Source organism: Sphingobacterium sp. B16(2022), from assembly GCF_012030425.1.
Classification (GTDB): domain Bacteria; phylum Bacteroidota; class Bacteroidia; order Sphingobacteriales; family Sphingobacteriaceae; genus Sphingobacterium; species Sphingobacterium anhuiense.
In genome coordinates this window covers 15,664-32,240 of sequence record NZ_JAAUVN010000001.1, presented here as the reverse complement: position 1 = coordinate 32,240, position 16,577 = coordinate 15,664, and the positions used below count along the sequence as shown (strand labels likewise).

Below are 16,577 nucleotides of genomic sequence, written 5' to 3'. Positions count from 1 at the left end.
ATCTTATTCTCTAATATAAAAAAGATCATTAACAGTTTAGTATCTTTTATCTTAAATAATTATCATTTCAGATTATTGCGCAATAAAAACGGGTATTTTCACTGCATGCCTCAATTTATTTACAGTTTCTCCGAAAACAAAATCCTTAACTCCCGTATGTCCATGGCTACCAACAATTAAAAGATCAGCCTCATATTGTTCACATATCTTCGCAATAGAAGCAACCCGATTATTATAACCCAGTTCAAAATTAACTTGATAGGCTCTATCGGAAAAGAAATGTGCATACTTCTCTAATCTTTCCATATCTTGTCTAGACTCTAAGTCATCCGTACTTTCTCCCGTATATTTCACGCCTGCACTTTCAACAATATGCACCAAGATAAAGTGAGAATTCGTATTAGCTATAGAAAGGGCGTACTGTACTGCTTTTGTATCTGAAGTTGAGTAGTCCAAAGCAAGTACAACTTTATTGAACGATATGGGTTCATCAAACTTTAAATCTTCAAATGGGGGATGGACATCCAATACAATTGCTCTATTTTTATGAAGTATAGGATAAATAAAGGTCATAATCAACAAAACGATCATACCTGCGGCCCCAAGAATTAATAAAACAGTTAACCATAGTACATCATATTTAATAATCCATGTTGAGATTTCCTCATATACCAGTTTAATATTAAGTACGGCGATGATAATAGCTATAAGCCATGCCAATATTTGCATATAAGGCTTAATAACGAAATTTCCCATCTTTTCCTTATCACTTACAAAATGAATTAATGGAATAACTGCAAATGCCAACTGCATACTTAATATAACCTGGCTAAAAATTAATAAAGAGCCAACTTGAGATTCTCCAGCAATTAATATGACCAATACTGCTGGTATAATAGCTAATAATCTAGTAATAATTCTTCTAAGGGTGGGACTGATCCGTAATCTCAAATATCCTTCCATTACAATCTGTCCCGCAAGGGTTCCTGTTACGGTAGAACTTTGACCTGCCAATATCAACGCTACTGCAAATAATTTAGGTGCGAGATCTGTTCCTAATGTTTTCCCCAATAAGTGATAAGCATCTTCCAGATCTGCTACATCATGCATTCCGTTTTTATGAAAAGCGGCTGATGCGAGGATAAGAATAGCGGCATTAACCAGAAAGGCGAGATTTAAGGCAATTGCACTATCAAAAAAATTATATTTGAGTGCTTTTCTTATGGAATGGTCATCTCTGTCTATTTTTCGCGTTTGTACCAAGGCTGAATGTAAATACAAATTATGTGGCATTACAGTAGCTCCGATAATTCCTATTGCAATATAAAGTGCAGCGCTATTGGGTAAGCTTGGAATAAAGCCGGTCATTACTTCACCGAAATCAGGCTGAACTAAAAACATCTCTACCATAAAGCACATACCAATCATCGTAATTAGACCAATAATGAAAAGTTCCATCTTTCGCATTCCTAATTTCTGTAGATACATAATCAAAAATGTATCTGCAAAACTGATTAATACGCCCCAAAGGATATCTATTCCAAAAAGTAAGTTTAATCCGATCGCCATTCCCAATACTTCGGCGAGATCACAGGCCGCGATTGCTATTTCTGCTAAGATATAAAGCACAAAATTCATGCGCTTTGGGTATGTCTCCCGATTGCACTGTGCGAGATCTTTTCTTCTCACTATTCCTAAACGGGTACAAAGACTCTGCAAGAGTAAAGCCATGATGTTACTCATCAATAAAACCCATAATAGGGCATAACCAAACTGACTTCCCCCGGCTAAATCTGTAGCCCAATTCCCAGGATCCATATAACCTACACTAATTAAATAGGCCGGTCCAAAAAAACTGAGGATTTTTTTTATTTTTGATTTGCCCTTACTGATTTCAACACTTTCGTGCACATCTGAAAGAGATTTTTCATGCTGGTAAGGATCTTTACTCATTAGGATTGCTATGTCGTTAATATGCCATCTATCTTGCGGAAATAAAGATATAAATCCTAAAACGAAAAACTACATTTTTATCCTTTTATTAAAAATCAAAAGACAACTGTCCCTCTTCTTTAGGAGGTTTAGGAAGATTGCCAAATTTAAATTCTTCTATTGTATCATATTGTTTTTTAATGGGATTAAATCTTCGCAAGAAAATACTAGAACAAAAAAAATCTAAATCTATTGCTTTGAAATTTTCAAAAGCTACAGCAAGCTTATCCTGATCCAACTTACGCCCGACTGTCAAATGAGGTTCAGTACTTTTAAACATTTTCGTATCAAAATCGATACTGGTTATGGCCTGCATTTTATTTTTCAAAAACTGTCTAGATTTTAATGCTGGAGCAATGAAAAAAGCACCATTTTTTGGAAAGGCACTATAATCATCAAAATACACATATTGCGAATTTTCATATTTAAGAATCTCTGTGACTTGTTTTTTTATCTTTGATAGATCATTACCATTGGCTAAATATTCACATATGGTAATATGCGCTAATGAATGACAACTCGAAAACCATCCAATCTTGTTCTTTAAACTTTCTTTGATAAATTTTACCATCTGAATACCCTTTTCACAGGGTTGAAATACCAATGAATATTTTTCTAAGTCTGTGACCATTTCCATTCCTTTCTCTAATGATTCGCTTTCCTTTAAATATAGTGATAATAAAACAAAAAGAAAAACTTTCAACATTTACTGAGATCAATCTTACATTAACGCATGGTTTCATAAGATGTAATGGATTAAGAACTATAATCATCATGCAATGCTGATCTCAATTTCTTATTGCAATTTATGGTTTTAGTAAAATGCCATAAAGCTTTGTAATGGTCTATTAGCAATTATTTTTTAAGTAACTTTGTCCATTATTCATTAAATACGACAATAAAGTGTCTTTCGATAAATTAAAATTAAGCAAGCGGTTACAAAAATCCATGGAAAGTTTGGGTTATTTAACACCCAAGGAAATACAAGTGAAATCTATGTCTCGGATATTAGGTGGCCAAGATATTATCGCTATAGGTCCTGACGGTTCAGGTAAAACAACAACTTATATCCTCAGTGTACTTTCTGGACTTAAATTCAACGTTCCTGATGCTCCAAAAGTTTTGATTTTGGCTCCTGATCAAGAATGTGTTCAGGCTATTGTTGATCAATTTTATTTGATCAGTAAAAATAAAGACCTTAGTATTATTGGATTACGTGCTGGAGGTAGTATGGAGCAAGAAATTGAAAAACTTGTCGCTGGTGTTGAAATCGTTGTTTCTACTCCAAATAGAGCAAGAGCTGTCTACCTTAAATTGGGCTTAAATCTTAATTTAATACATACCATAATTATCGATGATGCAGAAGAGGTAATTAAAAATGGCATGATAACTCCGGTGAAAGAACTTGTTCAGAGTGCTAAAAAGTGTCAACATCTTGTTTTTAGCACAGTGGAGCATGAAAAATTACACCAGATGATTGATGGTTTTATGGTTTCTCCAGCCCTGATCGAAGTAGAAGAACTTGCTGCGGAAAAACTTAATGTACATGATATGTTTCTATATCAGGTTCCAAATTTTACAACAAAAATCAATCTTCTCAACAGCTTAATGCTGGACAACGAAGTTTTTGATAAAGTGATCATTTTCGTTAATAGTAAACTTACTGCACAAAAATTAGGGAAAAGCTTACACCGTAAATATAACGATGAGATCGTTATATTTAACCCCTTATTTTTTGAAGATAAAAGTATTTCTGATATCGAATTATTTAAACAAGAGGATGCTCATCGGATATTAATCGTAGCCAATGAAGGAACTGAAGTATTAGATGTGTCAGGAATACCGTATATTTTTCATTTTGAAATCCCCGAGAATAACGATACGCTTATACAACGAATCATTAAATCAAATGCAGAAGAGCAATTGTCATTTACTTTTGCAACAGATTTGGAGTTGCCTGAAATAAAAAAGATGGAGCATACAATAGGTCAAAAAATGGAAGTTCTTGATTTACCAGAAAAATTATCAATTTACAGTGCAAAAAAGGGAAATACCTCATTAATTGATGATGATAATGATGGAACACGTGGTGCAGCTTACCATCAAAAGAAAGAAAGTAATAGCAAAACATATAATTATGGGGCTGGTAAAAAAGCTAAGATGACCATGAAGAAGAAAAAGGGTTAAATATCCTCCTTCATATAAAATCTAAAAATCACGGGACTATTACTCCGTGATTTTTAGATTTTTGGCTTAATATAGATCATTCCGATATGGTTTAGCCTTTTTAATTGTGAACTTGTGACGATTCAATGAAATTTAACCTGTCATAAAATCATTAATTATATTTTATCTTTATAGGTCTATTGAGTGGCGCTGTAAGTTATAAATAATGAAGGAAGCAATTTACCACTATGCCTCTCCTATCTTGGTTATATTAAAATAAAAAAATGTACAATTTCAAAAATGACTATTCTGAGGGTACACACCCAAATATTCTCAATAAATTAATAGAAACAAATCTTGTTCAACAACTTGGTTATGGAGAAGATGAATATGCTATCCAAGCAAAAGATATTTTAAAAAATAAGATCAATAACCCACAAGCTACCATACATTTCCTTTCCGGAGGTACGCAGACCAACCTTATTGTTATTTCTTTTCTTTTGCGCCCCCATGAAGCGGTGATCAGTGCTAAAACTGGACATATTTCGGCTAATGAAACAGGAGCTATTGAGGCAACCGGCCATAAAGTAATTACTGTAGAAACCGCTGATGGCAAACTTAATCCAGTTGCTATTGAAAGAGCATTGCAAGAATATGCACTAAAACCACATGTAGTAAAACCTCGGATGGTTTATATTTCCAATTCAACTGAGATCGGCACGATCTATCTCAAAAAAGAATTAGAAGATCTGGCAGCATGTTGTCTTTCGCATAATTTGTTGTTATTTCTTGATGGTGCTCGATTGGGACACGCTTTAATGGCTCAAGATAATGATTTAACACTCGCTGATGTTGCAAAATTAACAGATGTATTCTATATCGGTGGGACGAAAAATGGTGCATTATTAGGCGAAGCTGTTATTTTTAAAGATCCGCATCTGGCAGAAGATTTTGATTATGTACTGAAACAAAGAGGTGCAATGTTAGCGAAAGGACGTGTACTTGCGATACAATTTCTTGAATTATTCAAGGAAGACCTATATTTCGAATTGGCAGATCATGCTAACAAAATGGCTATGAAGATAGCAAGCACTGTTAAAGCTAAAGGTTTTTCTTTCTTAACAAATTCAACTACAAATCAGATCTTTCCTATTTTACCCAAAAATATTATTACAAAACTCAATGAAAATTATTTGTTTTTTGTCTGGAAAGAAATAGATGAAGACAATGCTGCAATTCGATTAATAACATCATGGGCAACAGACGAACAATATGTCGATGCATTTATTAATGATCTTAAAAAATTATAATTTATTATTTTGACAATCTAAAATAGGTTTTACTAGTGTAAAGTATTTATAATATATAATAATATTATTTAACAAAAGATCTGTTTAATAAAAAGAGGTTTATCTAATAATTTAGATAAACCTCTTTGTTTATTGTCAATGATTAATACCCATTGTTTTGTGTTAAAGCACCACCACTTCGATCAATTTGAGCTTGAGGAATTGGGAAATATTCATTTTCAGGTTTAAAATTCAAGCCTTTATATGCTGGTAAAATACCACCTTCAAAAGATGAATAACTTTCTAAAACTGCCTTTGCTTCACCCCATCTTACTAAATCATAAAAGCGATGACCTTCCATTGCCAATTCCAGACGACGTTCAAAACGAACAGCTTTTCGCGCATAAGTTGGATCAGGAAAAGATAAGTATGGTTTAACGACATAGACAGCAGCATTGCTATTATTGGCTGTTTTCTTCGCTGGTAGATTAGCGGCTCGTTTACGAATTGCATTAACATAATTCATTGCACCAGTCAAATTCCCAACTTCCACTTCACACTCTGCTGCCATCAACACAACATCAGCAAGACGGATTATATTTACATCTAGATCAGTGATGTATGCAGCACCTGAAGCTGTATGGCTACCAAATTGACTCTGCGGAATCATAGTTTTGATACCTACAAAAGGACCTCCATTCGTGACGTCTCTAATCCATGCATCTCCCGGCATTACACCGTAATCAAGATACCTTACTCCTCTACGCCCCACAGTATAATCTAATCGCGGATCAAATCTTAAGCTAACATCCAATTGATATTTTGTTTTTGCTGAGTCCGCTTTTGTATCCACCAAACCAAAATCTGATTTGTAGGGATTTAGACGAAATGTACCATCTAAAAGTGGTAACCCATTAGCGTCAACTTTATATGCATTTACCAAATCAATTGTTGGTTGATAAAACCCACAACAGCCAACGGGATTATTTCCATTCAATCCAGCTAACATATCCCCCACATTTGCATTGTCACCACTACCGTTAGGATTGATGGCATGTTTCGATACTAACAAAGCCTCAGGTCCATTTTCAGTTAATACATCAAAGTTATTTTGAAAAGGCATTGCTAAAATATCTTTACCAGCCATAACCTCCTTAAACAAAATAAGCGCATCAGGATATTTCTTTTGGTACAAATAAACTTTGCCCAAATATGCTTTAGCAATATTTTGATCCATTCGACCTGCCTCTTCATTAATCTTCGTTAAAGGTAAATTCTCAATACCAAACTTTAAATCTTCTATTATTTTTGGTAGCACATCATCTTTATTAGGCTTTACCTTCGCTTCATCTAAAGTAGTATTTTCATCTACAAAAACAAGATTCTTGAATACCCTCCATAGATAAAAATAATAATGTGCTCGCAATACTCTCGCCTCCCCTTCAATCTGCGTTGCTCTAGCTGCGCTAATAGTCTTAGCTCCAGCCTGATCTACTTTTAATAGGCGTAAAGTGTTATTAGCCCGCAATACACCTTCATAATAAACTTCCCACATTTGGCTCAAGTTATCGTTTGAACTATTTGGTGTATGAAATTCAATCATATTCATATTCGGCTGATCAGTAGACGTAGAACCTTTATGTGCATTATCTGCTGCAACTTCACCAAATAACCACTGGCTTGGTGCCGATGAGTAATTACCCCAAGTTCCACTTACATTCCCATTCAATATTCCATAGGCTCCAATCAATATCCCTTCAATTCCTTTAGCATTTTCAACTTGTGGTTCTGCTAATTCTCCTTGTGGAAATTTTTCCAAAAAACCCTTACCGCAAGAAGCAAATAAAAGTGTAGTGGCTCCCAGCATCATATATATATTCTTTTTCTTCATGATATTTAAATTTTAATAATTAATAAAGCTTTAGAATCCTAAACTAAGACCTAACATGTATTGTCTTGCCTGTGGATAGACTCCAAAATCAACACCTAATGCTGGATAATCCGAAGGAGTAGCGGTTACCTCTGGATCTAACCCTTCATATTTGGTAATAGTAAACAAATTCGTTACAGCAAAATACATTCTAAACTTACGTACTGAACTATTTGCTCCAAATAGATTTTGAACAGGTAAATTATAACCTACCTGTAAATTCTTAAGCTTTAAAAAACTAGCATCTTGTACATAATAACTTGAAGATGCATATTCATATGGAGAAGCATCATTGACTTGAGAAGGAATCATACTTCCATTATTTTTTGGGCTCCATTCATCTAAGACACGAACACTTTTCTGTCCTTTGAAAACTCCGAAGTCGGTAAAATAACGTGTTGCTTCATAATTTTGATTTCCTTTAGAACCGTAGAAATAAGCCATAAAATCAAAGTTTTTATACGTTGCATTGATATTTAATGAATATACAAAATCAGGATGTGGACTTCCTATTATTGTTCTGTCATTAGCATCAATTACATTATCACCATTTATATCGGCATATTTAAGCCCTCCTATCCGTGATTTTCCATCTGCATAAGGTGTACTTGCGACATCAGCAGCATCTTGATAAATTCCAACAACTTTATATCCGTAAAATGCGCCTAATGGTTCACCAGCTTTTAAAATAGAAGTTTCCATACTACGGAAAGCACCATAAACTTGTTGACTAATTGAAGGAGCTAAAGACACAATTTTATTTACATTTCTTGAGATATTAGCTGAAAGATCAAGCGTGAATGGTTTTTCTTGTTTCTTGCCATAATGATAATTTAATGAAAACTCAACTCCTTTATTTTGCATATCACCAATATTGACATAAGGCGCATCAGCTCTTCCTACACCAACTGCTGGTAATGGAAGAGGATAAAGCATATCTGTAGTTTTCTTATTATACCAGTCAAATGATCCATCAAAATCACCATTCATGATGGAAAAGTCCAATCCGAGGTTTAATGCGGACACCTGTTCCCACTTAATTGCAGGGTTACTATATGCATTTTGCCATACACCGGAACTAAGTGGTCCGTTGATTGGGTAAGAAGATGAGTTAACATCAACTTTATAACGATTTACATATTGATTTTGTGGAATACGCTGATTTCCTGTTACTCCATAACCAGCACGAATTTTAAGATCATTCAACCATGAAGATCCCTTTAAAAACTCTTCTTCCGATAATCGCCAAGCAGCACTTACACCAGGAAATACCCCATATTTATTGTCTGGTCCAAATGTTGACGATCCATCTCGTCTTACAGTACCACTCAAAATATAACGATCTTTAAAAGAATAGTCTACTTTTCCGAATATAGAGAACAATGAACCCACGGTTCCCTCCCCATTTCCAAAAATATCTTTTGACGCAGCATCAATATAAAAATAATCTAAACTTTCAGTCGTAAAGAAACCGTTTCCTCGAGCAGATATTTGTCTATATCTGCTGGATATTGCTTCGGTACCCAACAAAATATTTAGATTATGTTCATCATTAAATTTCGCTTTATAATTTAAGGTATTTGTCCATGTCCACTCTTTATTAATTCCAGAAGATTCAATCATTCCGTTGTTGAAACTTCCTTCCGTAAATTCTGGATTCGGATAGGTATATGAAACTGTATTATAATTTTCATATTTCATACCCATACTTGTGCGGAAAGTTAAGCCTTTAAGTAAATCATACTCCCCATAAACATTACCAAAGAATAAATTACTTTTATTCTTATTATCTTGAGCACGAGATGCTATGGCTACTGGATTTTCTCCATTACCATACTGCCCACCAACAGAACCTGCAAAATTTCCACCTTCATCATATACAGGGATTAAATTGTGTATTCGGTATGCAAAACCAAGGGCACTCCCTTCCCCAATATAATCACCTGCAGTATTTGTATTCACCCCCATGCCAAAACCTTCAGTAAAAGAATACTGAATATTTTCCCCAAATCTCAATTTTTTATCAAAAGCAGAAAATGACATATTCGAGCGGACATTATATTTTTCAAAACCAGTATGAATGATAGTACCTTTTTGGTTTAGATATCCTCCTGAAAAAGCATAATTTGCATTCTCCCCCCCACCCGTAGCACTTAATTGATAAGATTGGGTTGGTGCATTTTGAGATAACGCATCAAACCAATTGGTACCAGCTTGATTCGCTTTTGTAATTTGATAAAAATCGGCTCGACTTGAAGCATCATATTTGTATTTTGACATATCAAGATCAGCAGGTTTAATATCATGACCTAATTTAGTACCTGCAATAATGTAATCTGGTAAAGTATTGTTTTTTCCATCTAATCTATTTTCAATATCTAAAACTTGTTGTGGACTTAGCATTTTAGGAAAACGACTACTGTTAGGAACCTGTATTCCAAAATAGGCATCCAAATTAATTTGTGGTTTTCCCGATTTACCCATTTTTGTTGTCACAATCACGACACCATTATTTGCGCGAGATCCATATATTGAAGCTGCAGATGCATCTTTTAGAACCTGCATACTTTCGATGTCATTTTGATTCAACCAACTTAATTTCCCTTCATACGGCACACCATCAATAATGTATAATGGTTCATTATTGTTAATGGTACTATAACCACGGATCTTAATCTGAGGAGTTGCACCTGGAGCACCATCTGTCACAACCTGCACCCCTGTTGCACGCCCTTGTAAAGATTCTACGGCACTTGCAGCCGGTGTACTTTTTAACTGATCAACATTCACGACAGAGACAGCTCCGGTCAGATCTTTTTTACGTTGTGTGCTGTAACCTGTCACAACTACCTCATCCAAATCACCAGTTTGTCCTTGCATCCCAACAATTAGTGGAAGTGATGTTGATGTCACATTCACAGATTGCTTTGAAAAACCGACATAGGTAATTTCCAATACATCATTTAAGGCTGCATCAATCTGAAAATTACCCTCCGCATCGGAAGAGGTCGCTAAAGTCTTTCCCACGACTCTAATTGTTGCTCCAGCGATGGGTTCTTTAGTCGCGGCATCCTGAACTTTTCCTCGAACAGGGTTTTGCGTAATCTGTGTGTTGACTACATAATTTGACACATCAGCAAATTTTGACATCGGATTACCTAATGACTGATGGCTAATTAACACGAGCGCTGTGGACGCCCAAAGGGAGTATTTTATCGATTTTTTATGCTCAATAAAATCCTCGTTAAGAAACTGTAATAGTTTTCTCATAATGTGAAAAAGGTTTAATTTGGTAATTTAATCAGTGCTAAACCCTATTGAAAGAATCTCCCCTAGCACCATATGTTTAGTTGTTACCTAATGTACGCAATCGATTGATTTTTCATAATTATTCCGAAAAAATGTTTTTAACATTACCATAACACATTGATAATTAACGATTAAAATTATAAAGCCTTATTGTAACAAGTACATCATGTAACAAAAAAAAGACAATTTAACTTAATATCCATTAGTTTAAAGAATGACTTTAAATGATCAAGATCCACTCTAGATTAATTCTTAACACAAATGATTTACCTCGAAAAAAAATAATCAGAATCTATTTAATTCGATTTATTTTTAAGTTTTAATGACAGAAATCATAGATATGTTCTAAACATAAAAAGGCAGCCCTAATATTAGGGCTGCCTTTTTATGTTTAGTTTTTATTTAGCTATGCTGTCTTTTTACCAACACTTGCTAAAAATAAATAGCCGATTGCTCCTGAAAATAAAGATCCGATGAGTACTGCAAATTTTGCTTCTTCAATAAGCATGGGATCAGTAAAAGCTAATATAGATACAAAGATAGACATCGTAAACCCTATACCGCCTAGTAAACCTACTCCAAAAATATGTTTCCAATTTGCACCTTCAGGCAACGTACATAACTTTAATTTCGTAGCAATGAAAGATATCCCTAATATCCCAACAGATTTTCCAACCAATAAACCGCCTATTATACCAATACCCAAAGCAGTGGTCAATCCGTGCACCATTTCACTTTGTATAGTAATATTGGTATTTGCGATTGCAAATAAAGGGATAATGATAAAATTGACGGGAGAAGTGAGTATATGTTCCAATTTTTCTAACGGTGATTCATCGTCTGTTGCATTTGTTGGTAATGATAGTGCTACCAATACCCCCGCAATGGTGGCATGTATCCCTGAATGATGAATAAAATACCAGATAAATACTCCTGGTATCAAATAGGCCCATATTTTTTTTACTCCAAAAAAATTAAGCAACAATAAGAAAGCAAAAATTCCTAATGCAATGAATAAATAATTATAATGCAGATCGCCGCTATAAAACAATGCAATAACTAAAATAGCCAACAAATCATCAACGATTGCTAAAGCCGCTAAAAAGATTTTTAGACTTGCCGGAACCCGATTACCCAATAATGTAATCACAGCCAAGGCGAAAGCGATATCTGTAGCCATAGGGATACCCCAACCATGCTCAGTTGGTAATCCTTTATTAATAAACAAATAAATAAGGGCTGGTAAAATAGCTCCACCCACAGCAGCTAATATGGGGAGTAATGCTTTCTTTGGAGAAGATAATTCACCCTCTACCAATTCACGCTTGATCTCTAAACCTACCAAAAGGAAAAATATTGCCATCAAACCATCGTTAATCCAAAGCAGTACCGAATAGTTTAACTGAATATGATCTGTTTCAAAACCTAGAGTTGTATTTAATAGCTTACTGAATGAATCTGCTAAGGGACTATTGGCTAATATTAAAGAAAGAATAACACAGATAAATAACAGAATACCGCCAATATTACTAGACTGTAAAAACTGCTTGAAAATTTTTAGATTAATTAATTTTGACATGAAGACTGTTTCATTTAGTGATCAATAAGGAAATATACAAGCTCCAAAATGACTGCGGAACTTTAACTATGTAATTCTACTAAGATAAGTTTTTCTTTTATAATAACAGGTTTTTTTGCCTCAATAATCATGGTTTTAGAATGAAAAAAAACCTCCAATGTTAACAAAATCAAATACACAAAACACTTAACAAAAACTTCACATACATTTTACGCAGAGATTAAAAACGATACTTATCTTTATAATAAATAAAAAACAGAAAGATGATTAAAGATTTTGAAGTACAAACATTAGAAAGCTACACGGATGTAATCGAATTTACATTTGATGGAGATGATTTATTATCGGGTGAAGATTAACCTACATTGATAAACAATTTGTCGCACGCTTAAAGCGTGTTTTTTTTTATCTTATACATTCATAAAATAAAAAGGACCAATGTAAGCCATCAGTCCCTTCATATTATACCAATAATAGATTTTAAATTCCTTGTTTTTAACGAACCTATGAACGGTGCTAATTAAACAGAGTGTATTTTGGCTGATCCATACCATACATTAGCAATGATCAAATTAACTATTCAGGATATAAAATCTTTATTTTTTCAACCAGCTAAACCAGCCGGAGCTCCATTCTTTCTTTTTCTCTAATGCCTTTTCATGCTTCGGAAAAAACTTTAGAATATTTTGTATTTTTTGTTTGCCGCTTTCTGTATCATTCAATTCAAATGAAGCTTCGGCAGACATCAACAACATTTCGCACCAATCATCATCTTCTTCCCAATTCTGACTTTTATACATTTCGTCAGACTCTTGAGCAATTCGAATAACATTGTTCCAGTCATTTAAATGAAAATAAGTACGGATTAAATGAAGCAGTATCAAATGAAAATCACCATGTGATTCCTCTTCTTCCAAAGTTGCTTTTGTAGAACTATACGCCACCAATAAATCCTGCAATGCTGCTGTATAGTTTGCAGTTAAAAAGTACGACTTCCCTCTGAGGTAATGTAACTTGCGATAATCTATTAATGCCATCTCCTGTATGGGTTTTGTCGCTTCATAATTATTAGCACAGGCGATACATTGTTCATATTGTTCCAATTGGAAATAGTTTTGCATTAACATGTACCAATTTGAAGCATCATCAGGTTTGCTTTCCAGCTCTTTCTGCCAATCTTTTAACGTTTCAGAATCTCCACGATGATTGATTAAATCAAAACGAGCATTTTGAATTTCCATATAAGCCTGACGTGTAACAAATAAATCTTCCTCATCGTATTCAGCATATTCTGAAGATTGAATCAATTCATCATATTCCCGAGAAATTGTTTTTAAACGCTCTTCAGCTTCCTTAATATACCCGAGCTTAAATTCGCATTTCGTTACATAAGCTGAAATTCGAAGGTAGTTTGGTAAATCAAATTCTTTAAAACTATCATCCAATAATTCATGATAATTGATTAGTGCATCTTCAAATTCATTTTTTTCAAAATAGGCATCTGCCATGGTATTATACAGCTCCCAGAATCTACTATATGTCAGTCCTTCTTTACAGATCTCAATCACTTCATCATATTTTCGTTTACTGCTCAGCGCTAATGCATAATTATTACAGCACATGGACATGAGCTGATGGTTAATGAAGTAATTCGCTTCAAATTTATTTTCGTGGAAATAAGCTTTAAATGCGAGGTATGCTCTTTCAAAAAACTGTAAGCGATAATTCAATAAGGCCATATCGAGTATTGGTGAGCCAATTGAATTTTCGAATTCTGAAAATTCGCAACCGGAATTAAAATAGTCAATAGGTCCATCTTCTGGCCAATTTAATACGACGGGCAATTGTTTATGAACTTCGTAATAAGTGAGTATATAACGGTATATAGTAACTGAAAAACCACCTAATTCGACAGCTTTTACCAGATAGGGCAAAGCTTCTTCATAGTTACCACCTTCAAGAATATAAGTACCCGCAAAGTGATAGGGTACAAACCAATCTGGATTAAGATCTATATAACGTTTTGCTTCGATAAGAGGATCGGATAAGTCCAATCCCAGTTCTTCCCGAAAATTACGTTGGACCATAATCGCAAAGTAAATACATTGCTTGTTTTCTAAGCCACCATTTAATAGATCGATTACCTGTTCATAAAACTTAAATATCTCTGCGTCAAGTTCAGGATCTTCATTTCCATACAACACAGCCTTAGTACCGGCCCAACCGATCATGTCATAATCATGATATTCCATTGCAAGCTGTCCTATGTCTAGGTAAAGCAATACATTATTGGAAAGAATATCATGTTTGTATTTTTTAAATTCAGCTAAGGCTTGTTGATGTTGATCTAAATTTTCACGGAGTATCATTGCTTTAAAGAGTAAACTCTCTGTTAGCAAAGCACATTTACTAATACGATCATGGGCGTATAGCACTTCATAAATAGATAATAATTCATTGATATTACCTATAGATTCATTAAACTTTTCATGCAAATAATTTAAATCAGCTTTAAAACGGCATACGTTCTCCAGTTCATCTTCATGAATACTCAACCTATCTATATACGATGCATACTCATCGTAATCTAGATCTTTATAAAAGAATCGTGTTGTTTCCAACAAACCAAAAAGAGCGGCCTCATTATTGGGCTCTATTTCAAGAATAGATTTATAAATTGTAATAACTTCCTGAAAATCTTCTAATAATAATTCCTTACTATCTTCTTCTGAATTTTGAAAATCAAGTTCTTTAAGTACAGTAGCTTTTAAAATTAGTGTGGGAATATCTTGAGGATTCAGTACCAGAAAAACTTCTAATTCGGACAAACAATCCTCATATCTTCCTTCTTCATACAAATTAACTAAATCTTGAAACTTCATAAACTACGGCTCTTTTATATAAAAATAAAAATATATTCCAAACTTCAAAACAGTTAAAAAAAATAAAGCTTAAAAGAGCTCATTATTAAAACGATAAATAATCGAAAGTTTGTAACAACAAAAAAGGAACCCTGATGGGTTCCTTTCCAATATCTAACAAATTGACTCAGGGTTAAAACTCTATTTTACTGCGTCAATAACTGCTTTGAAAGCATCTGGGTTGTTTAAAGCTAAATCAGCTAAAACCTTACGGTTTAAACCAATATTTTTAGCATTTAATTTACCAATCAACACTGAATAAGATAATCCTTGTTGACGGGCTCCAGCGTTAATACGTTGAATCCATAAAGCTCTAAACTCGCGTTTTTTGGTTTTACGGTCGCGGTAAGCGTACTGTAAACCTTTTTCTACTGTATTTTTAGCAATAGTATATACTTTGCTACGTGATCCATAATAGCCTTTCGCTAATTTAAGGATTTTTTTACGTCTTCTTCTCGAAGCAACTGCGTTAACCGAACGTGGCATATTTTTAAAATTATTTGGTAAAAGGCGTCATGTTTCTCAATGATCTTACAACCCTGTACCCGGTTAAAAAATTATTATTAATTAAATCGAATAAAACTTATTTACCGATAGCAAGCATACGTTTAACGTTGCCCATATCGCCATCAGATACATAACTTGTTGTTGTTAAGTTACGTTTACGTTTTGTGCTCTTTTTTGTCAAGATGTGGCTTTTGAAAGCGTTTTTTCTTGCGATTTTACCTGTTCCAGTAAGCTTAAAACGTTTTTTAGCGCTGGAATTGGTTTTTACTTTTGGCATAATACTTTAAATTTTATATCAATCTGTTAGAATTTTTTTATTATTTTTTAGCTACCAATTTAGGCGCCAAAGTTAAAAACATACGTTTTCCTTCTAATTTCGGTAATAATTCTACTTTACCTACTTCTTCTAACGCTTGTGCAAAACGCAATAACAGGATCTCTCCTTGTTCTTTGTGTACAATTGCACGGCCTTTAAAGTGTACGTAAGCACGAACTTTTTCACCGCTTTCAAGAAATTTGATCGCATGTTTCAATTTGAAGTCAAAATCATGTTCACTGGTATTAGGTCCGAAACGGATTTCCTTAATAACAGTTTGTTTTGCATTAGCTTTGATTTCTTTTTGTTTCTTCTTTTGCTCGTAAACAAATTTACTGTAGTCGATAATTTTACAAACCGGCGGAACAGCATTTGGCGAAATCTCAACTAAATCAAGTTCCAATTCATCTGCAAGCTCTAAAGCTTTACGTGTAGGATATACTCCTGTTTCCACATTGTCACCTACCAAACGTACCTCAGGCACACGGATTAGTTCATTAATGCGGTGATCTGGTTCTTTCTTCCTCATTGGTGGTCTAGGACCACCTGGTCTTTTTAATGCCAAATG

The 16,577-nt window shown here is 34.1% G+C and carries 11 protein-coding genes; 2 read left to right on the top strand and 9 right to left on the bottom strand.

Annotation, left to right across the window (positions count from 1 at the left end; translation table 11 throughout):
• Positions 1-72 precede the first annotated feature (72 nt).
• A complete protein-coding gene (locus tag HCX49_RS00120; RefSeq protein WP_132773748.1) occupies positions 73-1,953 on the bottom strand; it encodes an Nramp family divalent metal transporter in 1,881 nt (626 codons plus the stop codon).
• Positions 1,954-2,041: 88 nt separating this feature from the next.
• Positions 2,042-2,698 carry a 2'-5' RNA ligase family protein gene (locus tag HCX49_RS00115; RefSeq protein ID WP_132773750.1) on the bottom strand — a complete coding sequence of 219 codons (657 nt, stop codon included), beginning with the start codon at positions 2,696-2,698 and terminating at the stop codon, positions 2,042-2,044.
• A 242-nt stretch (positions 2,699-2,940) separates the two neighbouring features.
• On the opposite strand from HCX49_RS00115, the gene HCX49_RS00110 reads away from it, so the two are divergent.
• Positions 2,941-4,179 (top strand): DEAD/DEAH box helicase, encoded by a 1,239-nt coding sequence (locus HCX49_RS00110; protein ID WP_046791957.1) that lies wholly within the window; start codon positions 2,941-2,943, stop codon positions 4,177-4,179.
• Between the two features lie 263 nt (positions 4,180-4,442).
• A complete protein-coding gene (locus HCX49_RS00105) occupies positions 4,443-5,468 on the top strand; it encodes a threonine aldolase family protein (RefSeq protein ID WP_132773751.1) in 1,026 nt (341 codons plus the stop codon).
• A gap of 142 nt (positions 5,469-5,610) precedes the next feature.
• On the opposite strand, the gene HCX49_RS00100 is transcribed toward HCX49_RS00105, so the two are convergent.
• The 7 genes from HCX49_RS00100 to infC all read right to left on the bottom strand — a co-directional run bounded on the left by HCX49_RS00100 (position 5,611) and on the right by infC (position 16,574).
• Positions 5,611-7,338, bottom strand: coding sequence for a RagB/SusD family nutrient uptake outer membrane protein (locus tag HCX49_RS00100; protein WP_132773753.1), 1,728 nt, complete (start codon positions 7,336-7,338; stop codon positions 5,611-5,613).
• 30 nt (positions 7,339-7,368) lie between these two features.
• Entirely contained in the window at positions 7,369-10,647 is a 3,279-nt protein-coding gene (locus HCX49_RS00095; RefSeq protein WP_132773754.1) for a SusC/RagA family TonB-linked outer membrane protein, read from the bottom strand.
• Positions 10,648-11,092: 445 nt separating this feature from the next.
• Entirely contained in the window at positions 11,093-12,265 is a 1,173-nt protein-coding gene (gene nhaA, locus HCX49_RS00090) for a Na+/H+ antiporter NhaA (protein ID WP_132773756.1), read from the bottom strand.
• A gap of 596 nt (positions 12,266-12,861) precedes the next feature.
• The gene (locus HCX49_RS00085; protein WP_132773757.1) at positions 12,862-15,147 is read right to left on the bottom strand and encodes a tetratricopeptide repeat protein; all 2,286 of its coding nucleotides are present in this window, start codon (positions 15,145-15,147) and stop codon (positions 12,862-12,864) included.
• A 180-nt stretch (positions 15,148-15,327) separates the two neighbouring features.
• Complete coding sequence (gene rplT / locus HCX49_RS00080; protein ID WP_021191518.1) at positions 15,328-15,672, bottom strand: 50S ribosomal protein L20; 345 nt, start codon at positions 15,670-15,672, stop codon at positions 15,328-15,330.
• A gap of 97 nt (positions 15,673-15,769) precedes the next feature.
• Positions 15,770-15,970: a 50S ribosomal protein L35 gene (rpmI, locus tag HCX49_RS00075; RefSeq protein WP_021191519.1), complete on the bottom strand. Its 201-nt coding sequence runs from the start codon at positions 15,968-15,970 to the stop codon at positions 15,770-15,772.
• A gap of 40 nt (positions 15,971-16,010) precedes the next feature.
• Positions 16,011-16,574 carry a translation initiation factor IF-3 gene (infC, locus tag HCX49_RS00070; RefSeq protein WP_021191520.1) on the bottom strand — a complete coding sequence of 188 codons (564 nt, stop codon included), beginning with the start codon at positions 16,572-16,574 and terminating at the stop codon, positions 16,011-16,013.
• Positions 16,575-16,577: the final 3 nt, after the last annotated feature.